17 protein-coding genes are annotated in these 23,041 nt (G+C 43.0%); 16 read left to right on the top strand and 1 reads right to left on the bottom strand.

From position 1 onward, the window contains the following. Positions 1–7 precede the first annotated feature (7 nt). The 14 genes from CSV80_RS05410 (at position 8) to CSV80_RS05340 (ending at position 19,812) form a co-directional block, all read left to right on the top strand. Positions 8–1,183, top strand: coding sequence for an aminotransferase class I/II-fold pyridoxal phosphate-dependent enzyme (locus CSV80_RS05410; protein WP_099669761.1), 1,176 nt, complete (start codon positions 8–10; stop codon positions 1,181–1,183). Continuing rightward, positions 1,180–2,802, top strand: a complete 1,623-nt coding sequence (locus CSV80_RS05405; protein ID WP_099669762.1) for a M20/M25/M40 family metallo-hydrolase — start codon at positions 1,180–1,182, stop codon at positions 2,800–2,802. Before CSV80_RS05410 ends, CSV80_RS05405 begins: the two co-directional genes overlap by 4 nt. 883 nt (positions 2,803–3,685) lie before the next feature. After that, a complete protein-coding gene (locus tag CSV80_RS05395) occupies positions 3,686–5,566 on the top strand; it encodes an ABC-F family ATP-binding cassette domain-containing protein (protein ID WP_099669764.1) in 1,881 nt (626 codons plus the stop codon). A 20-nt stretch (positions 5,567–5,586) separates the two neighbouring features. Then, positions 5,587–6,708: a virulence factor gene (locus CSV80_RS05390; protein ID WP_099669765.1), complete on the top strand. Its 1,122-nt coding sequence runs from the start codon at positions 5,587–5,589 to the stop codon at positions 6,706–6,708. A gap of 165 nt (positions 6,709–6,873) precedes the next feature. Beyond that, the gene (locus CSV80_RS05385; RefSeq protein ID WP_099669766.1) at positions 6,874–8,592 is read left to right on the top strand and encodes a hypothetical protein; all 1,719 of its coding nucleotides are present in this window, start codon (positions 6,874–6,876) and stop codon (positions 8,590–8,592) included. Further along, entirely contained in the window at positions 8,589–9,611 is a 1,023-nt protein-coding gene (locus CSV80_RS05380; RefSeq protein WP_099669767.1) for a membrane dipeptidase, read from the top strand. The genes CSV80_RS05385 and CSV80_RS05380 overlap by 4 nt, the downstream gene beginning before the upstream one ends. After that, positions 9,593–10,393: a DUF3726 domain-containing protein gene (locus CSV80_RS05375; protein WP_099669768.1), complete on the top strand. Its 801-nt coding sequence runs from the start codon at positions 9,593–9,595 to the stop codon at positions 10,391–10,393. The genes CSV80_RS05380 and CSV80_RS05375 overlap by 19 nt, the downstream gene beginning before the upstream one ends. Before the next feature lie 30 nt (positions 10,394–10,423). Next, positions 10,424–11,896, top strand: coding sequence for an aldehyde dehydrogenase family protein (locus CSV80_RS05370; RefSeq protein WP_233201515.1), 1,473 nt, complete (start codon positions 10,424–10,426; stop codon positions 11,894–11,896). 78 nt (positions 11,897–11,974) lie between these two features. Then, positions 11,975–12,709 carry an IclR family transcriptional regulator gene (locus CSV80_RS05365; protein ID WP_233201516.1) on the top strand — a complete coding sequence of 245 codons (735 nt, stop codon included), beginning with the start codon at positions 11,975–11,977 and terminating at the stop codon, positions 12,707–12,709. Positions 12,710–12,724: 15 nt separating this feature from the next. After that, positions 12,725–13,168, top strand: a complete 444-nt coding sequence (locus tag CSV80_RS05360) for a RidA family protein (protein ID WP_099669770.1) — start codon at positions 12,725–12,727, stop codon at positions 13,166–13,168. Between the two features lie 75 nt (positions 13,169–13,243). Next, on the top strand, positions 13,244–14,845 hold the full coding sequence (locus tag CSV80_RS05355) for a BCCT family transporter (protein ID WP_099669771.1): 1,602 nt from the start codon (positions 13,244–13,246) through the stop codon (positions 14,843–14,845). A gap of 141 nt (positions 14,846–14,986) precedes the next feature. Beyond that, positions 14,987–17,089 carry a methyl-accepting chemotaxis protein gene (locus CSV80_RS05350; protein ID WP_099669772.1) on the top strand — a complete coding sequence of 701 codons (2,103 nt, stop codon included), beginning with the start codon at positions 14,987–14,989 and terminating at the stop codon, positions 17,087–17,089. Between the two features lie 231 nt (positions 17,090–17,320). Continuing rightward, positions 17,321–19,138: a cation:proton antiporter gene (locus tag CSV80_RS05345; protein ID WP_099669773.1), complete on the top strand. Its 1,818-nt coding sequence runs from the start codon at positions 17,321–17,323 to the stop codon at positions 19,136–19,138. A 341-nt stretch (positions 19,139–19,479) separates the two neighbouring features. Next, positions 19,480–19,812: a hypothetical protein gene (locus CSV80_RS05340; protein WP_099669774.1), complete on the top strand. Its 333-nt coding sequence runs from the start codon at positions 19,480–19,482 to the stop codon at positions 19,810–19,812. A 598-nt stretch (positions 19,813–20,410) separates the two neighbouring features. Here CSV80_RS05340 and CSV80_RS05335 read toward each other — a convergent pair. Continuing rightward, positions 20,411–21,325 (bottom strand): LysR family transcriptional regulator, encoded by a 915-nt coding sequence (locus tag CSV80_RS05335; RefSeq protein ID WP_099669840.1) that lies wholly within the window; start codon positions 21,323–21,325, stop codon positions 20,411–20,413. A gap of 126 nt (positions 21,326–21,451) precedes the next feature. Here CSV80_RS05335 and CSV80_RS05330 point away from each other — a divergent pair, with 126 nt between their 5' ends. Beyond that, positions 21,452–22,474 carry a YeiH family protein gene (locus tag CSV80_RS05330; protein WP_099669841.1) on the top strand — a complete coding sequence of 341 codons (1,023 nt, stop codon included), beginning with the start codon at positions 21,452–21,454 and terminating at the stop codon, positions 22,472–22,474. A gap of 118 nt (positions 22,475–22,592) precedes the next feature. Then, positions 22,593–23,039 carry a MarR family winged helix-turn-helix transcriptional regulator gene (locus CSV80_RS05325; RefSeq protein WP_099669775.1) on the top strand — a complete coding sequence of 149 codons (447 nt, stop codon included), beginning with the start codon at positions 22,593–22,595 and terminating at the stop codon, positions 23,037–23,039. Positions 23,040–23,041 lie beyond the last annotated feature (2 nt).

Below are 23,041 nucleotides of genomic sequence, written 5' to 3'. Positions count from 1 at the left end.
GCATGTAGTGACAATCTCCATAAATCAATTCGCTGAACAATTGCAGGTCCCTGGTATACGAGAGTTCGCTAATCAGCTCGTACATTATCCGACTGCAGTAAACCTGACAATTGGACAGCCTGATTTTCCGACTCCTGAACGCGTCAAATCTGCAGGTATACTAGCTATTGAAAATAACTTGACCGAGTACTCACATAACGCAGGTCTATTGCAGCTGCGAGAGGCAGTCGCTTCATTTTTTTATGACACGTATGGTATTAATTACAACTCGGATCATGAGATTGTGATTACAAGCGGCGCGAGTGAAGCGATTGATAGTACATTTCGAACGATACTATCGCCAGGTGATGAAGTTATTTTACCGACGCCCATTTACCTAGGATACGCGCCGATCATTGAATTATGTGGAGCTACAGTTGTTTATTTAGATACTACGGATACAGGGTTTAAGCCGACACCGGAGAGTCTAGAGGATTTAATTACACCTAAAACGAAAGCCATTCTATTTAACTTTCCCACTAATCCTACGGGGGTAACATTAAATAAAAAAGAAATGGACGAGCTCGTGGGCGTATTAAAAAGACATGAAATATTTGTGCTATCAGATGAAATTTATAGTGAAAACACATTTGGCGCCAAGCATGTCTCTTTCGCACAGTATGAAGAAATTCATGACCGGGTATTTTTAATCCATGGTTTGTCAAAGTCACATTCAATGACCGGATGGCGGATCGGCTATGTACTAGGACCAGCTCAGTATATGGAAACTGTACTTAAGGTACACTTGTATAATTCAATTTGTGCCTCATTACCAAGTCAGTATGCAGCTATTGAAGCATTGACCAATTGCCGTGATGTTCCGGCTGAAATGAATATTGCATATGAGGAAAGGCTGGAATACGTCTATCAGCGTCTAGTGAAAATGGGATTAGATGTCGTGAAACCTTCTGGTGCATTCTATATTTTCCCTTCTATTAAAAAGTTTAATATAGATTCGTATACATTGGCTACACGATTACTTAAAGAAGCAGATGTAGCAGTCGTTCCTGGTGTAGCATTCTCGCAGCATGCGGATGACTTTCTACGTATTTCCTATGCGTACTCTATGCCTGTACTAGAAGAAGGAATGAATCGCCTTGAACGTTTCTTTATAAAAATAACTCAAGAGCTGAAGGGGGAATAGAAGTGTACCAATTCGAAACACCAGAGAAACTTCGTAGTTTATTATGTGAACTAGTAAGTTGGGATAGTCGTACGTTGACGGAAGGAGAGCGTTTCTTTTCCTGGAAGTTGCAAAATAAGTTGAGTGAACTGGAATATTTCACTGAGAATCCTGACAATATTACGCTTCATGATGCGGGTCTCGGTCGACAAGTCGTGCATGCTTTATATGAACATCCGGATGCTATAGATACCATTGTCTTGATCAGTCATTTCGATACTGTGCAGACAGATGAATACGGAGCGCTTGAACCGCTCGCTTTCCATCCAGAAGAACTGACGAAGAAGTTGTTAGAAAACAAAGAGATGTTGCCTGAAGCGGCACGCATTGATTTGGAATCTGGAAAATATCTATTTGGCCGAGGTACGATGGATATGAAGATGGGTTTGGCTTTACATATTCAGTTAATCGAACGAGCAAGTATAGAGAAGTGGCCTATTAATCTATTATTGTGCACAGTACCGGATGAAGAGGTAAACTCAGCGGGCATGCGTGCTGCTGTAAAGGAACTTGTCCGTCTGCAAGAGCAGGAAGGTCATCGCTTTAAATTATTCCTAAACGGAGAGCCTTCATTTTCACAAGGGCCTTCGGATACGAAAGAATATGTTTATTCCGGGACAATCGGAAAGATTATGCCTTCCGCTTTATTCTATGGGAAAGAAACGCATGTCGGTGAACCTTTAAAAGGAATTACTGCAGATTATATGGCATCATTTTTGACACATAAGATGGAGTGGAATCCTCTATTCCGTGAAATACATCAGGACGAATCAACACCTCTTCCGGTCACACTGCATCAAAAAGATTTGAAAATCCAATACTCTACACAAACACCACAGCGGGCAGCTGCGTTATATAATGTCTTCTTATTCAAGCGCACAGCCGCTGAAATCATGAGTTTATTTGAACAAGTGGCGAATGAAGCGATGGCACAGTGTAATGAACATTATAAAGCAGTATGTGATCGTGAATCGGCGGTGCCGCTAGGAGATATTCGTGTACTGCGGTTTGAAGAGTTATTAAAGTACGCTGAAGAACAGTTAGGGAAAAATGAAGTGAATCGATTGAAGCAAGAAGTGCTGTTACAAGAAGAATGGGATGACCGCGAGCAATGCATACGTATTGTCGATACGCTAATGATGGAGTGTCAGGAACTAGGTCCAGCGACTGTGCTATTCTATGCCCCGCCATATTATCCAGCTGTCAACTCGTCTAAAGATCCGCTTGTACAGGAATCAATCGAGTTTTTGCAGGAGCGTGCACAAGTATTTGATCTAACCATTGAGCAAGTGCATTATTTCAACGGAATTTGCGATTTGAGTTATGTGCATTATAAGGATGAAGAGGATCATTGGAAGGCGTTTGCAGAGAATACACCGGTCTATGGTGCGACGTATTCGATTCCATTTGAAGATATGCGTAAGCTAACTGCGCCTGTGTTGAATGTAGGGCCGTTTGGTAAGGATGCGCATCAGAAGACGGAGCGGTTGCATATTGATAGTGCGTTCAGGGAGATGCCGGTGTTGTTGGAGCAGTTGGTGAAGAAGCTTGCGGGCATGAATCAGCCGAAGTCTAGATGACGTTTCTTAACGTTTACATGTCAGCAGAATTAGTGTTGGGGCGTTGCGTTCGCTATTTCTATCGCTAGTAAAGTATTACCCGATTAACAAACGCGTTTGGCGGAATAACTATGCGGCTGCGGGTCTTTGATACTTTTTGTTGGGGCGTTGCTCGACTAGCTGTTGGGGATGGAAGTTAGTGAGTATCTGCTTTCTGGACCCGCGCAGGCACGTGGGGGATTGCCTACAGCCAGGAGCCAGCTGGCGGTGGTGCTGCCAGTTGTCTCCTGACCACGGCCTACCCCGCAGTTGTGCCTGCGCTACTAAGTGGTAGTTATTTTGGTTGTGGTTTTAAGTAGGATAGAGAATGATAAATTGCGATCAGTACCCAACCTAGAAACGCGGTTGACGGAAAGACTAGGCGGCTGCGGGTCTTTGTTACTTTTTGTTGGGGGCGTTGCTCGACTGGTTGTTGGGTATTGGAGTTAGTGAGTGTTCGCTTTCTGGCCCCGCGCAGGCACGTGGGGGATTGCCTCCAGCCAGGAGCCAGCTGGCGGTGGTGCTGCCAGTTGTCTCCTGGCCACGGCCTACCCCGCAGTTGTGCCTGCGCTACTGAGTGGTAGTTATTTTGGTTGTGGTTCTAATAGGAAGAAGATCAGTAACATCGCGAAAGCCCATTGACCCCACCGGCGCCGTAGTGGAGTCAATGGGCTTTCCACTTATATTGCCAGCGAAACAACAAATTCATGATCCAACAAGCACTTCATCCCTAACTCCCGAAAAACAACTTCCTCAGACCTCTCCAAACATACCAAGACACCGTACACAAACGTGCATGTTTTCAACTTACCCGAATTTCGGCTATACTAGGACTAGAAGCAATTTAAGAATAGGATGTGCCAGGATGAGTCATTTAGTAGTAGAGAAATTAACCAAAACAGTTGGAGAAAAAACACTTTTTAAAGATGTAGGATTTAATTTGAAAAGTGGAGACAAGATAGGTTTGATCGGGATTAATGGTACTGGGAAATCTACGTTACTATCCATAATTTCGGGGCAGGGAAGTGCGGATACGTTGACAATGGATCATCCGAATAAGTTCCGTGTGGCATATTTGCCTCAAGAACCGATTGTCAATCCGGACTTAACCGTGATGGAAGCAGTATTCGAAAGTGATGCACCTGTTATTCGTACAAATCTTAATTACGAGCATGCATTGCAACTACTTACCGAAGATTCTTCAAATGAAGAGTATCAGGAGCGTTACTCATTCTATCAAAATGAAATGGATTCAACGGGTGGCTGGGATTTGAATGCATTGGCACGTACTATATTAATGAAGCTAGGTATCGAGACATTCGATAAGAAAATGGGCGAATTATCAGGTGGTCAACTGAAGCGTGTGGCTCTTGCTAAAGTATTAATCGAACCAGCAGATTTATTATTATTGGACGAGCCAACGAACCATCTGGACGTTGCATCGATTCAGTGGTTGCAAGACTTCTTGCAAAATGTTCAAGGGGCAGTATTATTCGTTACACACGATCGATACTTCTTGGATCAAGTCGCTACGCATATTTACGAGTTAGCCGATAAAACACTTTATTCGCATACTGGAAATTATGCAGATTATTTGGAGTCAAAAGCACTGCGTGAAGAGATGTCAGCTGCTTCGGATCAGAAAGACCGTAATCGCTACCGTAGTGAATTGAAATGGATACGCCGCGGTGCTAAAGCGCGTTCGACGAAACAGAAAGCGCGAATTGATCGCTTTGATGATCTTCAAGCGAAAGTGAAGCAGACCGATGAGTCATTGGACTTTGAAATGGATTTACAAACGACACGTCTTGGTAAAAAAGTGTTGGAAATCAATAATATTACGAAAAGATTTGACGATAAAGTTATATTGAACGGTTTTTCTGCTATTCTACAAGCAAAAGAACGTATTGCGATTATCGGACCAAACGGTGTAGGGAAGACGACACTTCTTCAAATGCTGGATGGAACGACTATGCCGGACACCGGTGAAGTCGATAAAGGCTCCACCGTAAAGATTGCTCATTTCCATCAACATTTGCCACCAATGAAGGAGAATCAGCGGATTATTGAGTATATTCGTGAGACGTCCAATGACATTGAATCAGGAGACGGTGAGCGATTATCTGCGACGCAAATGTTGGAGAGATTCTTATTCCCTTCCTCTGCACACGGAACGCCAATCGGTAAATTATCAGGTGGGGAACGTAAACGTCTCTATCTATTGAAGTTGTTAATGGAACAGCCGAACGTTTTGCTGCTAGATGAGCCCACGAATGACTTGGATCTCGAAACACTTTCCGTTTTGGAGTCATTCATTGACACGTTCTCTGGAGTCGTCGTGACGATTTCCCATGACCGTTTCTTCTTGGATCGAATCTCACGTAAGCTGTGGATTCTAGACGGCTCAGGTGAAATCGATGTACGTCTTGGCCTGTATTCAGACTACCTTGATGAAAAGAATACAAAAGACGTGAAGCCACAAGCGAAAGTTGCGGTTGTTGCTCCGGCTCCAGAAGTTAAAGAACCTAAAAAGAAAATGACATACGCTGAAAAAAGTCAGTGGGAAACGATTGAAACAGATATAGAAGTAATGGAAGAAAAAATAGCAGCGATAGAACAACAAATGACCACTACGGGTTCAGACTATGATCAGCTTCGCCAATTGGATGAAGAGCTAGTAACGCTGAATCAACAATACGAAGAACTGGTCGAGCGCTGGTCTTATTTGCAGGAATTAGCTGATTAATTATATTGGAGGAGATTTTCTTGAAAATCAAATCGATTGAACCAACACCGAGTCCAAATTCTATGAAAATTGTTTTAGATACCCCTTTACCTGATGGAACTAGCCATAACTATAAGAAGAAAGATGAGGCACAGGCACCTGAGCCGATTCGTTCTCTTTTGGCTATACAAGGGATTAAAGGAATCTATCATGTATTAGACTTCATGGCAGTAGAGCGAATCGGAAACGTTGCGTGGGAATCCATTCTTGCCGAAGTGCGTTCTGTCTTAAATGAAGGCGGCGAATCGCTAGAACAAGCTGAGGAGCAAAAGATAGATGAGCACTACGGAGAAGTCTACGTTCATGTACAAACGTATAAAGAGATTCCGTTACAAGTGAAAGTGTTCAATAGTGATGAGGAGTCTAGGTTTGGATTAAGTGAACGTTTCATTCAGGCAATGGAAACCGTTCACCATTCTGAAGTAGAAAACTATATTTTACTTCGGAAGTGGGCTGATTACGGAATCCGTTACGGAGAATTGCAGGAAGTAGGCGAGCAAGTTGTACAAGAACTTGAAGCCGCGTATCCTGAAACACGCTTGCATGAGCTTGTGGAAAAAGCGGAAAAGGCAGACGAGGAAACAAAAACTCGTGGGCAGAAAGTAAGTGTGGCAAAATTTGCTGTTCCCGAATGGGAAACGCGCTTCCGCTTACTGGATCAAATGCCGGATCCGGACGTATCGGATTATCCAGTATTAACGATGGCACTTGAAGATGAGAAAATGTCCATCCGTAGATTGGCCACTGTATACCTTGGTATGATCGAAGATGAAACGGTCATTCCGTTTATCGAAAAAGCACTTAAGGACAAAAGTTGGGCAGTTCGTCGTACAGCCGCAGACTGCATGAGTGACCTTGGCTATGTTGGTTTTGAATCTGCTGCTATCCGTCTATTACAAGACAAAAACAAATTAGTACGTTGGCGTGCAGCTATGTTCCTCTATGAATCGGGAACGGAACAAGCATTACCTGCGTTGCACGAAGCCGAAAACGATAACGAATTTGAAGTGAAACTGCAAGTCCGGATGGCGATAGCCCGAATTGAAGAAGGCGAAGAGGCAAAAGGTTCCATCTGGCGTCAAATGACTGAAAGAACTAAATAAATGATGTAAGTCTATGGAGATTCTTGTCGAATCTTTATAGACTTTTTTAATAGAATTGTTGACAGAGAATTCAAACGGGTTTATGATAGAAGTAGATATTCGGAAAGGCATTCCGATAATCGTAAAAGTGCATATTTGTGGGAGTAGAAGAATGGAGGGTTTTACATGTTTAAATTAGCTATTGAAAATACAGATGCGCTAAGACCGGCATCTGAAGTAATGGACATCCAACGACTAGGCGTAATGCGCTCAACAAGTCTTAGCTTTTTACGCATTTTAATTCGTAAAATGATGCGTGAAGCTTGGGAAATTGAGCAAACGACCTTTGATATAAATGACGAAGGATACGGTGAAGCGCTTTATAGTATTACTACCCCACAAGGTACGTATACATTTGTCGCATTATCCCGTGAGATCAGTGAAGAAACTCGAAGTGATCGGGTCATTTCTGAAAGATGGGATGTAACATTTGCGCTTTGCGATGGAGCAATTTCCGATAAAAAACTAAAACGAATGAAACAAGAACTTCCGAAACAGGAAGTGGGCCGAGGAGATGTCACGGATCTCGTATGGTCGAGAGCGAATAAAAGCCAACGTGTCTTTTCTCATGTCGTGGAAGCGCTATCTCAAGGTAAGCAGCCAGATGCAGAAATGATTTACGATATTGGTTATCTATTCCGCACAACTGCAGTCTATGGAAATGGTAAATTTGGAATTGCGCCTTATGAACATATGAAAGATAATCATACGTTCAGCGGTGCCTATCAATCTCAAATGTTTGCTGTCTATATGTTACGTCACTTCAGCTTTGATCTGGTTGAACATATCGCGCGCAAGAATAATCCTAAAGCGGCTACATTAAAGCCGGAACTAAAGAAATTACTTGGAACAGGTAATGCAACGGGACTTGGAATGGTACCTTACTTGATATCTCATCCAAAACTTCTTCATCAATGGATGTGGATTCGTGAAGTAGCATTGGCACGTGCAAAGAAAATGAAACCAACGGCAGATGATTGTCAGCGCTTCATTGCCAAACTACAACAAATACGCACATTCTTTGAAGACGCTCCAATACCGGACATGGAAGTATTTAGAAATCCGAGAGACTTGGCAAAAGAAGTCGGAGAGATTTCCAAATTAGTAGAAGGTGTGTGTAACACTATAGAGCGTTCCAATAGTGAAGTAGGAGGACTGTGGTTGGAGTTTGCTGATAAAGTACAAGCGAATTTCACAATGGAAGCACAGGAATTGATTAACTCAGAACTAATCGATCTCTATCCTGAAGTAATCGTCGACTTAGAGCATCAGACGAATGCAGACGACGGTCTCCATTTGATTCCTGAAATGTCAATTGGTTCATTACGCGAAATTATTAAAAAACAATACCAGTGGGCATTCCAATACGACTTCACAAAACGCGAGTCGAGACATTATTTCTGGTACCGTTCAGCTGAAAAAGAAGAACCCCGTATTGGAGAACGTGGAATCGACCCGGGCGATGAATTGTATATGCCAATGAATATTGCAGAACAAGTCCAGCAACTAGCTACGGAAATAGAAGTCTGTGATAATGATCTGAAAGTAGCGGCGTTTTTATTGAAAAAGCCGGAGCTCAGAGGGATCGTCAGAAGAATCCAATCGTTGGACGGTCTGGAGTATGGTGAGATACAAGCGAACTTGACAGGTAAAGATCTACTTCCGGTATATCTATTGCGTTGTAAACTAGCGATACTTGGCGCTGAACGGTATGATCCGAAATCCAATCGGTGGGTACGGATTACGCTATTCCAAGGAGCACCGCTAGTTGAAGAAATCGGAACTACTTCATTCGAGGATGATTGGTTCTATCCATTAATAGCGAAAGCGGAGGAGATCAAATGACTATAGACATGAAAGATATGATTGTAATAGATGCTTTGGAATTAAGTAAATGGGACCGTGATTTTGTCATCATGCTACAAAAAGGTGGCGTTACGGCTGTTCATGCTTGCGTTGGACTGTGGGAAAATGCCCGCGAAACATTAACCAAAGTAGCGGAATGGCATCGCTTCTTTAATGAGAACAGTGATTTGGTTATGCCTGTAAAAACAGGAGAAGATATCGAAACGGCGAAGCGTATCGGTAAACTAGGAATCATTTTAGGCGCACAAAACACTTCTGCTTTAGAAGATGAATTAGGTCTCGTTTCTGTATTCAATGAGATGGGCGTTAAAATTATGCAATTGACATACAACAATCAAAACTTGATCGGTAGTAGCTGTTATGAAGAAACGGATCCTGGTCTTTCTCGATTCGGTAAGAATGTGATTAAAGAAATGAACCGAGTAGGAATGGTTATTGATTTATCGCATGTCGGAACGAAAACATCACTGGATACATTGGCGCTTTCAAGCCGTCCTGTCGCAATTACACACGCTAATCCGGATTGGATCTACCCATCTAAACGTAATAAATCAGAGGAAATTCTTTCCGCTTTACGTGACAACAAGGGAGTGCTTGGTGTTTGTGCATATCCTCATTTGATTAATGGGGCGGATACAAAACTTGAAGAGTTCTGTGATATGATTGCTCGTACGGCTGATTTCATGGGAATTGACCATGTAGGGATTGGAACGGACTTAACACATAATATGTCTACGGACTTCCTTGCATGGATGCGGATGGGTCGCTGGACTCATGAAATCGATTATGGTGCAGGTTCGAAAGCGAGTCCAGGATGGCCGGATTGGCCGGAATGGTTCCAGACGCCTGACGATTTTCCAAATATCGCAAATGGATTAGAAGCTCGCGGTATGACATATGAGGAAATATCTAAAATTATGGGCGGTAACTGGCACCGGTTCTTTACGGAAGGGTTCAAGTCTGAGAAGGAGTTGGAGAAATGCGTGTCTCTCACTTAGAATTATATACTCATTGTAAAAAAATCTTCCAAGCTCTTGGAGTTCCTTATGGCTATGCGGAAGAAGGAGCAGAAACGGTAGCAAATGCTGAGTTTCTTGGATTGTATGGATTACAACAACTTTACGATGAACTGCAGGATTTGCAAGGTGAGTTTGAAGAGTTGGAAGTATTGAATGAATCGGATCGCGTAACTGTAATAGATGGCGGGAAGCAAAGTGGAATGCTACTTGGAAAAGCATGTGCCGATTATTTAATCGCGCGCTTGGAAGCTCAACCGTCAGTAGCTGTCTGCGTCCGGGATGCACGACCGTCCCGGGTGCTTGCACAACAAGCGATGTATATATCAAAAAAAGGATTGGCTAGTATTATTTTGTACAAGAAGCCTAGTCACTCATCATTAATCATTTCATCACCGAATTTCGCATACCCGATCATGGTCCACAAACGTAATAATGAGGATATCATGGAAGGAATCAATAAAGAACTAGGCCTAACAGGTGATCAGAAATTGAAATTGCCAACTGTTACAACAAGATTTTGTATATTTGGTACAACCGATATTGAAAAAATTGATGATGTGATTGAACGCTTCGAAAACACAATAGACACATCCTATATTTTAACGACCACAGATGATTTTGAACAACGATGGGAATCTTCGTGGCAATTTGGAACAGAAGTCAGCAGAGAACTGTGGCTTGATTTAAACGAAACAGGCAAGCGTATGCTGGTAGAATCTACTGATCAATCGCGTGAACGCGGTGCAGGAGAAATGGCATAAAACTACATTATTTACTGGAGGAGACTATACATGATGACAGTTACAAGTGAAGTTAAAGTATTAAAGAACTATATTAACGGTGAGTGGGTAGAAACTTCGGGTACAGATATGTTGGAAATCAGAAACCCAGCGAACACAGATGAATTGGTTGTGAAGGTTCAGCAATCCAATGCTGAAGATGCACAAGCGGCTATTGAAGCAGCAGAAAAAGCATTCCCTGAATGGAGTAAGACACCATCTCCTGCGAGAGGCGAGTATTTATTCAAAATTGCTGCAATCATGGAAGCAGAAGCTGATGAAATCGCGCGCATCATTGTACAAGAAGAAGGAAAAACGTACGCGGATGCATTCAAAGAAGTAAATTATGCAGCGGGTATCGTTAAATTCTACGCAGGTGAAGGTCGTCGCATGACAGGCCGTATCGTTGAGTCGGACATGCCAGGTGTACAAATTGAATTACACAAAGAAGCACTTGGTGTCGTGTTAGTCGTCACGCCTTGGAACTTCCCGCTGTCTATCCCAGCTTGGAAAATTGCACCGGCTATTCTAAGCGGTAACACAGTCGTGTTGAAAGCTTCATCTGAAACACCATTGACAGCACAGAAGTTCATTGAAATTGTTGAAAGAGCTGGCGTTCCTGCAGGTGTCGTCAACCAATTAGTGGGACCAGGTCGTTTGGTAACAGATATGATCAATCACCCAGCTGTAAAAGCAATCACATTCACTGGATCGAATCGTGTAGGAAACTTAATCTATAAAGAAGCAGCAAAAGATATGAAGCGTGTATTACTTGAAATGGGTGGTAAGAATCCATTACTCGTCATGGAAGACGCAGACGTGGACGCAGCTGTTCAACTTGCAGTAGCAGGTGGATACGGTCAAACAGGTCAAGCGTGTACTGCAACTAGTCGCGTACTTGTCCACAAAGATATTCGTCAAGAGTTCACGGATAAATTAGTAGAAGCTTCTAAGAAAATTAAAATTGGTAACGGTATGGACGAAGGCGTAACAATGGGACCACAAGTTAGTGATGGAGAGCGTCAATCTACACTGGATCTTATTGAAAAAGCTAAAGCTGAAGGTGGAGAAATCCTAACAGGTGGCGGTATTCCTGAATTCGAAGGGTCAGATAAAGGATACTTCGTGGAGCCGACAGTAATCGGTGGCGTGAAGACAGAAATGACGATTGCACAGGAAGAAGTATTCGGTCCTGTAATCAGCATCATTGAAATCGAGTCGATTGATGAAGCGATTGAAGTAGCGAACGATGTAGCATTCGGTCTGTCTGCAGCTATCTGCACACGTAACCTGACATACATGAACCGTGCATTGAATGAAATTCAGGCGGGGATTGTCAAAGTGAACATGACGACAACAGGTACGTTCTTCCAAGCACCATTTGGCGGTTATAAGCAATCAAGTACTGGAACGTATAAAGAACTCGGCAGCGAAGCGGTCGAATTCTATTGTCAGAATAAAACTCGTTACATCAACAGCAACTAAGTAAGAGTGGATGAAGAAGAGGAATAGAGCAGTCTTTCCTCTTCTTTTCTATTCATCACATAAAAGGAGTTTATGAAAATGACTAAGACACAGGAGGTTTCATCCACAGTGGTGAAGGCCATATCCGTCATCAACTATTTGAATGAAGTGTCAGGTCCTCAAGGAGTCAGTGATATTAGTAAAGGTCTCGGTTTATCGACAACGATTGTACACCGTTTGCTGACTACATTGAAACTGGAAGGTATGGTTTTTCAAGATCCGCGTTCAAAACTATATACGTTAGGGACCATCTTTTTAGATTATGCCAATAAAATCTTGACTGAAATGCCGATAGCACCGGTTGTAGAACCATGGCTTATGTCGTTGCGCAACAATACAGGAGAAACAGTCGGATTCTACATGCCTACAGGACAAATGCGCATTTGTGTATTGGAGTATGAAAGTCAACAAGAAATCAGACGCTCAGTCGGAATCGGGAAACGCCTACCCCTACATTTAGGTGCAAGTGGAAGAGCAATTCTCGCCTTCCAATCACCTGACCAGCAGGATAGAGTGCTAGGTACGTTGTCTGTACAAGAACGAAATGAACTAGAACATATTTTACAAGAAGTACAAAATCAGGGGTATGCTACCAATGAAGAGGAAATTAGCTCAAATGTTGCGGCTTTGTCAGTACCTGTGTTTGATAAGCAACAAAGCGTCATTGGTGCATTATCTGTTTCAGGACCATTATTCAGGTGGAATCGTAAAACGATGGAACTGCATGTAGCTTCAGTGATTGCTGCAAGCAAAGAAATAACAGACGCATTATAAAAGGATGGGATTAGAATGAGACCAGAAGATAAATTACAAGAATTAGGATTGGAACTACCTGTCAAACGTGCAAAAGGCGGCAACTACATATCTTGTGTGCGCACAGGAAATCTTTTATTTCTATCCGGTTCACTGTCATACGATGTACTAGGTAAAGTGGGCGATACGCTTACAATAGAAGAGGGTTACGCTGCGTCTAGACAGGCCATACTATTTGCACTTTCAACTATCAAAGAAGAAGTGGGCGAGTTGTCGAACGTCACGAAGTTTGTGAAGCTTCTCGGCATGATCAACACGGCTTTTGATTTCACTGGACAAGCAAAAGTAATGAACGGTGCTTCGGATTTATTGGTAGAAGTATTCGGTGAAGAAGTAGGTACGCACGCACGTACAGCAGTTGGGATGATGTTGCCACGCGGTGCAGCAGTTGAAATTGATGTCATTGTAGAAGTGAAGTAAGGAAGTGGAGATGAATTCTCCACAGCTTTCTAAGTAAGCGGTTACAAGTATGTGCAGCCTAGAGGAGGTAGAACTTTGAATAAATATGAATCAAAAACGGACCGTCCCGTTTTATTTATTAGCGGTGGATTGCTTGTAGCATTTGTCGTCGCATCATTTATTAACTTGGATTTCGTTGCAAACATGGTAGATTGGGCATTTGCATTTGCGGTGAAATACTTTGGCGCGTTCTGGCAATTATTATTATTGGGTACATTTTTCATTGCGCTATTCCTGGCATTCTCAAAGTACGGGAAGATTCGCTTAGGTGGAATGAATAAGCCGGAAATTGGTTATTTCAAATGGCTGGCCATGATTATGACGACATTGCTTGCGGGAGGCGGAGTTTTTTGGGCGGCTGCAGAACCTATGTATCACTTTTTGGATCGTCCTCCGTTGTTTACAGGAGTCGAATCGGCAACGGAAAGTGCTATTATACCAGCATTTGCTCAGTCCTATTTGCATTGGGGATTTCTTGCCTGGTCGATTCTCGGTACGTTAGGGACGATTGTGCTAATGTATGCTCATTATTCAAAAGGGATGCCGTTAAAACCGCGTACATTGCTTTATCCAATACTCGGTGAAAAAATCATGCGTAAAAGCGCTTTGGGTACTACTATTGATGCATTTTCCATCATTGCAGTAGCTGCCGGCACAATTGGACCGATTGGCTTTCTCGGTCTTCAGGCAGCTTACGGAATGGAAGCACTATATGGCGTGCCGAATACGTTAATGACTCAAATACTCATTATTATTGGAGTGGTGGCGATCGCTACTATTTCGGCGGTAACAGGTTTACGTAAAGGGATTCAGTTCTTGAGTAATTTGAATGTTATCATCACGTTGATTTTGATGGTCGCAATCCTCATTCTTGGCCCTGGTGGATTTATCATCAATACATTCATTTCATCGTCGGGTGTGCATCTTCAAGAATTCCTCGGCATGGCGACATTCCGCGGTGATTCTAGTTGGCTTGGATCATGGACGATCTTTTTCTGGGGTTGGTTCCTCGGTTATGGACCCATGATGGCAATCTTTATTGCAACCATTACACGCGGACGTACGATTCGCGAACTTGTATTAGCTGTATCCATTACGGCACCCATTGTGACCGCTTTCTGGTTCACTACTGTCGGTGGGGCAGGTATATTTTATGAAATGACACAGCCAGGTGTAATATCCGAAGCATTGAATACATCTGGAATGCCTGCAGCGATGATTGCCATTACCGAGCAACTGCCGTTGAATATGATTATTGGGCCACTGTTTCTTCTCGTCACAATCCTGTTCGTAGTCACAACAGGTGACTCCATGGCGTATACGATTTCTGTCGCGATTACAGGTGACGGTCATCCACCAAAAGTCATGCGTGTATTTTGGGCGGTAATCATGGGAGCAGTAGCAAGCGTTCTATTGATGATTAGTGAAGGTGGAGTAGAAGCCATCCAATCCTTTATCGTAGTAACGGCCATACCGGTCTCACTTTTACTTTTACCTACATTCTGGGCTGCTCCAAAAGCCGCCAAACTCTTATATGCTGAACAATTCGGAGAAGAAGCGCCAGCGGAGAACGTAGAAGTCAACTTAGCAGATATAAAGGCTGAGGATGAAACAGTACAGAAAAAATTAATCAAATAAAAACTTCACAATGATCCATTTGTAACCTTGTCGATCCGGCAAGGTTTTTTATTGTGTGACATTTAGCTAAAAGGTATACATTTAACAAGGACTAAAGGTATACTACTAGTGTACTTATATTTTACTAGGAGGGCCTATAAAGTGAAGAAGTCTGCAAGTATTGCGATGAAACTCTCAAGACTCATTATCGCATTATTCTTATTATTGTTTTTGGTTTACTCAATCGTAACGAGCGTCATGTTACATAGGCAAAGCATTAAAGATGCGGAGGAATATGCGTTAGAAAGTGCAAATAAAAACTCGCTTGTTCTGAGTGCGAAACTAAGTGAAACAAATGAAATGTTGCGCACAACAAGTCACATATTGGAAACATTACAAACGACGGGCGATATGAAACCGGAAGAAGTTATTCGCATCATCAAAAGCAATTTGCAAAAAAATAATGACGCGACAGGTATGGCTGCGGTAATCAATCAGTCTGCATTTGCTAAAGGAGAAGTCATACCGAAGAATTTGCTTGATGAAAATCAGCAATTCATACCCTATGTCTTTAAGCAAGACAATACGACGAATGTAGAGCCGTTAAGTGGAATGGATGATACTACAGCGAACAGCTGGTACACCATTCCGAAAAATGAAGCACGTGCCGTTTTGACAGAACCTTATTCGTATGAAACGAATGGTCAAACGATTCTTATGACTACTATTTCTGTGCCGATGGTCGATGCATCAGGAAATTACTTTGGTTTATTGACAACCGATTTATCTATAGATTTCTTGACTGATGTAGTGAAGACCATTCAACCAAAAGGCGGTTATGCTTCTGTCATTACAGACGCTGGTTATATCACGGCGAATAGTTTGAAGGCTGAATTGAACAATAGCAATATGGCGGATGCGATTGATTGGAATAGTGCAAAAGTGAAACTGGATCAAGGTGAATTGGCGAGTATGTATGTAGATTCTCAAAGTCTGCATGAACAAGCATTTAATGCGTTCGCTCCCATTAACTTAAAAGGAATTAATGAGAAGTGGTCAGTGCAAACTGTTACACCAAGATCTGAGATTCTAGATACATTTACCACTATATTGTGGATAACCATTATATCTGCAATTGTTATCGTGTTACTGATGTCAAGTGCATCAACGCTCTTTATTTATCGTCAATTGAGACCGTTGAAAACATTACAACAATCTATGGAAACCGCTGCAACTGGCGATTTGACTATGATGGTAGATGAACAGAAAATTCGCCACGATGAGATAGGCTTAGTGGCGCTTGCTTATAACGATATGTTGCGTCGGACAAATGCGGCTCTACAAACCGTGCAGCAGTCCTCGGGGCAACTAAGTGATTCATCGACACAAGTCACATATGCCTTTGAAGAGCTAGTAGCTGCCAATCAGGAGGTATCAGTAGCAACGGATGAGATCGCTCAAGGGGCTTCGAAGCAATCCGAAGATACTGAAATAACCAGCTTACGAATTTCTGATTTAGCAGACCGTATGGATCATATCCACACGATGTTCATGACGATGAACGAGTTATCTACGGACGCGTCCAATTCTGCGGAAAATGGAATGTCGGAAGTGAAAAAACTACGTGATCATAATACGACAGCCAATGAAGTTAATAAAAAAGTACAACTACAAATACAAACACTGACCAATAAAATTTCATCTATCAATCAAGTTATTCAAACATTGCATGATATTACAGCGAGTACGAATCTTCTAGCTCTCAACGCGAGCATTGAAGCGGCACGAGCTGGTGAGAGTGGTAAAGGATTTGCGGTAGTTGCGAATGAAGTACGTCAGCTAGCGGAACAGTCCCGAAGAGAAACTGAAGTAATTCAAGAAACCGTGAAGGAAATCTTATCAGAATCACAACAGACAGTTGATGTCATAGAATTGAATATGAAGTCAATGGATGGTCAAAACCAGTCCGTTACCGATACGGAGGAATCATTCGTACAAAATGCAGGTATCGTCAATCAAATACGCGAATCGATTACGGAGCTATCTGAAAAGCTTGCAGAAATGATGGAATATAAGGATGAAGCCATTTTAGCAATCCAAAATGTATCCGCCATTTCCGAGCAAACGGCTGCATCTTCTGAACAAGTGAGTGCGTCAGCTGCAGCTCAGCAAGGAGAATTGGAGCAAGTAGCAGATTCCACCAATCAAATGAATCAGATCGCAGGGGAATTGCGGAGTGTAGTGGAACGATTCAAGTTATCATAATGTAGAGAAGTGGCTTAGTCCACTTCTTTTTTTGTCTTATTATAGATTTCATTCACGTCGATCGAAGTAAGAAAATGGTTAATAATTGTCGAAAAAGGTTATACTAACTTTTACTAGATATAGTTAATTAGCAGAAGGTTTACAAGGTAGATTGCCTTTCTAGTATGCATTGTAATTCTCTTTTGCTACACTAGGCAAATCAATAATTTTAGTATGAAGGCGGGTGTGTAGATGGAAGAAGCAGCACTGATTAGCATCGTAGCCATATTGGCGCTCGGTATCTTCTCGCAGTGGCTAGCCTGGAAAATCCAATGGCCTTCAATATTCATCATGTCCATTGCCGGCTTGTTGATTGGTCCGATTTTTGGCTGGGTGAATCCGGAAGTGGCATTGGACGAGCTGTATAGTCCACTAATATCACTGGCGGTAGCTATTATTTTATTTGAAGGAAGTTCTAACTTAGACTTTCGGGAGATAAAAGGCATTTCGAAGTCTGTTTTCCGAGTCGTTACATTGGGTGCGTTTTTAGCATGGGTTTTAGGATCGATTACGGCACACTTCATTGCCGGATTAACGTGGGAAGTGTCGTTTATCATTGGAGGTCTCTTCGTGGTGACAGGGCCGACGGTTATTATTCCGTTGTTACGTAATGCAAAATTAAAGGCACGAACCGCCGCCGTTTTGAAGTGGGAAGGAATTATCGTAGATCCCGCCGGTCCGTTACTTGCTTTATTTGCATATGAAGTGATTAAAGTATTAACAAATGAACACTTATCGATGAATTATTTATTGAACTTCTTTGGCGGTGCAGCACTTGCTGCGCTTCTTGGATTAGCGATGGGATTGTTGATCAGTGTGATGGCGAATAAAGGCCAGTTTCCTGAGTACTTGAAATCACCCGTCATTTTGGCATTTGTACTATTGTGCTTTACGATGGCGGAAATCATCATGCATGAAACGGGAATGCTTGCAGTGACTGTTATGGGGCTAGTACTGGGGCGCACGAAGCGCTATGTTTCGTCCATCGGAAACGTTGGGCATTTTGTTGAAAATGTCTCCGTCATGTTGACATCGACGGTCTTTATTTTATTGACAGCATCACTTGGGAGAGAAACCCTCTCACAAATCTTCACTCTGCCGATTATTGGGTTTGTATTGGTTATGCTATTCGTTGTACGTCCACTATCCATATGGATTTCGACGGTGGGCACTGAATTGGTCTGGAGAGAGAAGTTACTACTCGGCTGGATTGCACCAAGAGGGATTGTTGCATTAACCGTCGCGGGTTATTTTGCTGCGACGCTTGCAGAAGACGGTTACGAAGAGGCTACATTACTGACCGCACTGACCTTCGCTCTCGTCTTTATTACAGTAACTGCTCATGGATTTACACTCGGACCGCTAGCGAAAAAGCTGAACTTAGCGAGTAATGAACCACCGGGCGTGTTAATAGTTGGAGCGAGCAGTTTTTCGATTGCGTTAGCTATTCAATTAAAAGAAATGAAAATACCGGTACTGATTGTCGATCCTTCACAGGGACGTTTGCGCCCAGCGATTGAAGCAGGTATTGATACGTTTACGGGGCAAATGTTATCGGAACGGTCACGATTTTCCATAGATTTGGCGCCGTATGATACGATTTTATCGATGACTGGAGATGCGTCTTATAACGCATTGATCACACAATCCTTTGCGCCTGAGTTCGGTTTTAACAACACGTTCTCATTGACGGCTGTATCTAACCATACGATGAGTAAGTCCGCGTTGCCGATTTCATTAAAAGCGCATTTATTGTTCGGTGAAGAAGCTACGTTCCCTGAGTTAAACCGCAAGATCAATACGGATTATGAAATTGGTTTGTATGAGTGGGAAGGGACAGAGACGGATTTGGCGTTCAAGGAGGTTATTCCGAAGACAGCGACTGCGTTGTTTGTGAAGAAGAAGAATGACACGTTGGTATTCGCTACGCTTCAGAAGAAGATTTCGTTGGATGCGGGTGATCAGTTGGTGGTGTTGAAGTTGAAGTCTGGCGTTCCTGCCAATGTATAAGTGAATGGGGCTGTTAAAGTGCATTTCGGACTTTGACAGTCTTTTTTGCGTGGGGCTGAAGTTAGAGTACGTCTAGCAACACGAAAGATAGCGAACAGTACCCGACTTAGAAACGCGGTTGACGGAAAGACTATGCGGCTGCGCGTCTTGTTCAGTTTTTGTTGGGGGCGTTGCTCGACTTGTTGTTGGGTATGGAAATTAGTGAGTATCTGCTTTCTGGACCCGCGCAGGCACGTGGGGGATTGCCTCCAGCCAGGAGCCAACTGGCGGTGGTGCTGCCAGTTGTCTCCTGGCCACGGCCTACCCCGCAGTTGTGCCTGCGCTACTGAGGGGTAGTTATTTTGGTTGTGGTTTTAAGCGGTAAAGCAAAACAAGAGATGGCGTACAGTACCCGACTAACAAACGCGTTTGGTGGAAGAGACTATGCGGCTGCGGGTCTTTGTGACTTTTTGTTGGGGGCGTTGCTCGACTGGTTGTTGGGTATTGGAGTTAGTGGGTGTTCGTTTTCTGGACTCGCGCAGGCACGTGGGGGATTGCCTCCAGCCATGAGCCAGCTGGCGGTGGTGCTGCCAGTTGTCTCCTGGCCACGGCCTACCCCGCAGTTGTGCCTGCGCTACTGGGTGGTATTTAATTTGGTTGTGGTTCTAATAGGAAGAGTATCGGTGATTTGGTAATACTGAGTTTGTGTTTTTGAAAAAGAAGTATAGGAACTGTCCTACCCCCGATGCAACGAAGGCGACTGCTGTGGTAGGCGTAGCGATGAGACAGAGACAGGCGCACTTTCCTGTCTGTGGCTCCTCGCGAAAGCCATCCACCAGCGCCGTAGTGGAGGCAATGAACTTGCCACTTACATTGCCAGCTAAACCACAACCTCCTGATTAAACAGGACAAAGAAAAGCACTTGCGAGAACCACAACCCAACGCCGCATATTAGGCATGCTAAATAGAAACGTAATACGACAGCACTTCGACGATTAAAAACTACTACCCGAACTGCCCTACTCCCAATCTAACGAAAGCCATCCACCAGCGCCGAAGTGGGGGCAATGAACTTGCCACTTAGATTGCCAGCTAAACCACAACCTTCTGATTAAACAGGAAACAGAAAAAGCACGTGGCAGAACCACAACCCCATTGCCGCTTCTTACGCACTCTTAACAGAACCGTAATCCGTAGTCACTTACGCACTCATTCCATTTAAAACAACTATCGGAACTGACCTACAGACACTCTGGTGAAAGCCATCTGAAGGCCAGCATTCAGAAAAGAACATTAGGATGTCGTTTCAACGTTTAATACTGTCAATTCCTCGCTATTCTTAAGCAACTCAATAAACACTTGCAACGCCTTTGTTTGAAACGGCGAATTCGTCACGATAGAGAAATGACGCTTGAATGGTGTTCCTTTCACCGACAGGGTAGTTAAATTACCATAGCGCAATTCCTTTTGGATCGCCCACTGTGACAGCAGACTGACGCCGAGGCCAGCTTCGACGGATTCTTTTATCGGCTGCGTACTGCTGAATTGCATAATGCGCTTTGGATAGAACCCTGACTGGGAGAAGAATAAATCTGCTGCTTCGCGTGTACCTGAGCCTTCTTCGCGTAATAGCCAAATATCATCTTCTAATTCAGTAATCGATTGACGATCTTTATTCTGTGAAAGCGGATGATCGATGGAAGTCACGATGTACATTTCGTCTTCTGCAAAATCTTCATTTTGAAGCGGGGCGGCTTCCTTGAAGTGTCCTTCGATCAAACCGACGTCGAGCTGGTGAGTAATGACTAACTCCGCAATGTCTGCTGTATTACCGATTGTTACTTGTGGTTCAATCGATGGATAGTCTGCGACAAGTTTAGACAGAACATGGGGTAAGACGTATTCACCGAATGTATAGCTAGCCCCAATGGTTAGGGGGCCGCTCGCTTTATTGGCTAAGTCATCAACTAAGTTTTGCATTTTGGAGTATAGTCCGGCAATTTCTTTTGCGTGATGATAGACAATTTCCCCAGCTTGATTAAGTCGTACGTATTTATTGGTACGCTCAAGCAATCGTACCCCGATGGATTCTTCAAATGAACGAATGTATTGACTGACAGCGGGTTGTGTCATATGTAGTTCTTGCGCTGCTCTAGAGAAGTTCTTTTGCTCGGCTACCTCAATGAATACTTGCAGTTGCTGATCGATAGGAAACAACTCCTTTTCATGTATATAGAATTACTTATTATACCTATTATAAATAGTTATTTCTCTTATAGCTAGCTATTTTATATACTACTACTAGGAGGTGTTGTTATCGTGGTTTCTTCGAATATGACTTCAGAACAGCATGCACCGCAATATCCATCCAAATGGATATCGTGGATTGGTGGAATAGCTTTTACATTTTTTATTGCATTTTTAGGTTATTTATTAGCAAAAGTACCAGGTTTCGACCATATTGGACAATTGGCATGTGCAATCATTATCGCGGTGGCATACCGTCAATTCTTCGGCTATCCTGAAGTGATCCGAAGTGGAATTGTTTTTTCATCCAAGCGCTTGCTTCGCACAGCTATCATTTTATACGGTTTGAAATTAAATATAGACACGGTCTTAAGCGATGGGCTCGGCTTACTCGCTCGCGATGTAGGTGTTATCATTTTCGCTATCTTCATGACAATCTGGCTCGCTAAAGTATTTAAGGCGGATAAAAATATTTCCATGCTTTTAGGTGTCGGAACAGGTGTCTGTGGTGCAGCAGCCATTGCGGCAGTAGCACCAATCATCAAAGCAAAAGATGAAGACACAGCAATAGGTGTAGGAATCATCGCATTAATGGGTACAGTGTTTGCAATCGGCTACACCATTCTGCGTCCTATTCTTCCGCTCGATTCAATTGAATACGGGATGTGGGCAGGAATCAGTTTACATGAAGTAGCGCATGTAGCTTTGGCTGGGGCACCGGCAGGAGAAGACGGCCTAGCCATAGCTTTATTGGCCAAGCTCGGTCGTGTATTCCTATTAGTACCGCTCTGCTTCATTTTAATATTTATCGTGAAGCGTAAACATAAAGATACAGACGAAACGGGCGCTAAAATTGAATTTCCTTGGTTCCTGTTAGGCTTTATCATTCTAAGTATTCTAGGAAGCTACGTATTCGGTCACTCCATTCCTGTCTCAGACAACGTAATGGAAGGCGTCTTCACTCTGACCACATGGTTACTAACAGCGGCTATGGTAGGTCTTGGACTAAACGTCAGTCTACGAGATTTAAAAGATCGAGCTATGCGACCACTAGCCGCCATGACAGTAACATCTGTTCTACTATCGGTCATCGCGTACTTTATAATTTGATTCGGTTTAGCAATAAAAAGCTGGCTTCGGAGAAATATCTCTAAAGCTAGCTTTTTCATTTGACTTTATTTAGTCCACCCCCTAAACTATTAATTATTAGTTTAGGGGGTGGACTACTTTGAAAAAACAACTTCAAGAAGCGGTAGAACTATTTGAAGAAGTCATGATCTACGGCACGGAACATGTCGTGAAAAACTTGGACGTTGCTATCTGGAATGACTACTCACCAGAACAAATACAAGTACTAAAAATCCTGGCAGCCTACGGGAAACTATCTAGCGGACAACTGGCAGAAATTCAAGGCGTACATAAAAGCGCTATTTCGACACGTCTCAAGAAACTAGTCGAAAAAGATCTTGTACAGTCTGAAAAAGACTTGAACGATCAGCGAATTAACCGGATTTCACTGACCTCAAAAGGTCACGAAGTACTATCCGTTTCAAATGCGGCAATAAATGAAAGCATCGAAAGTCTGTTTACAGATCAAATCAATGAACAGGAGCTCGAACAATTCATCAAGACATTTCGTAAACTTAAATCGATTTTAGTAACGAAGGAGAGATAACG

It is taken from the genome of Sporosarcina sp. P12(2017), assembly GCF_002743035.1.
Classification (GTDB): Bacteria; Bacillota; Bacilli; order Bacillales_A; family Planococcaceae; genus Sporosarcina; species Sporosarcina ureae.
Note: the sequence above shows the minus strand (reverse complement) of the source record. Positions and strands in the feature narration are given on the sequence as shown.

What these genes read in the sequence shown, in the direction of transcription:
- CSV80_RS05395 (WP_099669764.1), top strand. Translation starts at nt 3,686, where the DNA reads ATGAGTCATTTAGTAGTAGAGAAATTAACCAAAACAGTTGGAGAAAAA.
- CSV80_RS05385 (WP_099669766.1), top strand. Translation starts at nt 6,874, where the DNA reads ATGTTTAAATTAGCTATTGAAAATACAGATGCGCTAAGACCGGCATCT.
- CSV80_RS05380 (WP_099669767.1), top strand. Translation starts at nt 8,589, where the DNA reads ATGACTATAGACATGAAAGATATGATTGTAATAGATGCTTTGGAATTA.
- CSV80_RS05375 (WP_099669768.1), top strand. Translation starts at nt 9,593, where the DNA reads ATGCGTGTCTCTCACTTAGAATTATATACTCATTGTAAAAAAATCTTC.
- CSV80_RS05370 (WP_233201515.1), top strand. Translation starts at nt 10,424, where the DNA reads ATGATGACAGTTACAAGTGAAGTTAAAGTATTAAAGAACTATATTAAC.
- CSV80_RS05365 (WP_233201516.1), top strand. Translation starts at nt 11,975, where the DNA reads ATGACTAAGACACAGGAGGTTTCATCCACAGTGGTGAAGGCCATATCC.
- CSV80_RS05360 (WP_099669770.1), top strand. Translation starts at nt 12,725, where the DNA reads ATGAGACCAGAAGATAAATTACAAGAATTAGGATTGGAACTACCTGTC.
- CSV80_RS05345 (WP_099669773.1), top strand. Translation starts at nt 17,321, where the DNA reads ATGGAAGAAGCAGCACTGATTAGCATCGTAGCCATATTGGCGCTCGGT.
- CSV80_RS05330 (WP_099669841.1), top strand. Translation starts at nt 21,452, where the DNA reads ATGACTTCAGAACAGCATGCACCGCAATATCCATCCAAATGGATATCG.